The organism is Antarctobacter albus, assembly GCF_900101505.1.
GTDB classification, from domain to species: Bacteria; Pseudomonadota; Alphaproteobacteria; order Rhodobacterales; family Rhodobacteraceae; genus Antarctobacter; species Antarctobacter albus.
Genome location: NZ_FMZI01000036.1, coordinates 1 through 1,011, shown reverse-complemented (window position 1 = coordinate 1,011; position 1,011 = coordinate 1). Strand labels below are relative to the sequence as shown.

The window sequence follows — 1,011 nt, the reverse complement described above, 5'->3', positions numbered from 1 at the left end:
GTCGACTGCCCCGGCCACGCCGACTACGTCAAGAACATGATCACCGGTGCCGCGCAGATGGACGGCGCGATCCTGGTGGTGAACGCCGCTGACGGCCCGATGCCGCAGACGCGCGAGCACATCCTGCTGGGCCGCCAGGTCGGCATCCCGGCGATGGTCGTGTTCCTGAACAAGGTCGACCAGGTGGACGACGAGGAGCTGCTGGAACTCGTGGAAATGGAAGTCCGCGAACTGCTGTCCGAGTACGACTTCCCGGGCGACGATGTTCCGATCGTGGCAGGTTCGGCGCTGGCCGCTCTCGAAGGCCGTGACCCGGAAATCGGCGAAGAGAAGATCAAGGAACTGATGGCCGCCGTGGATGAATACATCCCGCAGCCGGAACGTGCCGTCGACCAGCCCTTCCTGATGCCGATCGAAGACGTGTTCTCGATCTCGGGTCGTGGTACGGTTGTGACCGGCCGTGTCGAGCGTGGCGTGATCAACGTCGGCGACGAAATCGAGATCGTGGGCATCCGCGACACCTCGAAGACGACCTGCACGGGCGTTGAAATGTTCCGCAAGCTGCTGGACCGCGGCGAAGCCGGCGACAACATCGGCGCGCTGCTGCGCGGCGTCGACCGTGAAGGCGTCGAGCGTGGCCAGGTTCTCTGCAAGCCGGGTTCGGTGAAGCCGCACACCAAGTTCGAGTGCGAGGTCTACATCCTGACCAAGGAAGAAGGCGGCCGTCACACGCCGTTCTTCAAGAACTACCGTCCGCAGTTCTACTTCCGGACCACGGACGTGACCGGCACGGTTGAGCTGCCCGAGGGCACCGAGATGGTGATGCCGGGCGACAACCTGAAGTTCAACGTCGAGCTGATCGCGCCGATCGCGATGGAAGACGGCCTGCGTTTCGCCATCCGTGAAGGCGGCCGCACCGTCGGTTCGGGCGTCGTGTCCAAGATCATCGAGTAAGGCGCCCGCCGCCACTCGGCTGAAAGCATTGGAAGGGCGCCCCGACCGGGGCGCCCT

At 64.5% G+C, this 1,011-nt stretch carries 1 protein-coding gene; it reads left to right on the top strand.

All coding sequences use genetic code 11. The features are described 5' to 3' along the window. Positions 1 to 954: elongation factor Tu (gene tuf, locus BLQ71_RS25645; protein WP_074623764.1), on the top strand; the 954-nt coding region annotated here is incomplete at its 5' end. Positions 955 to 1,011 lie beyond the last annotated feature (57 nt).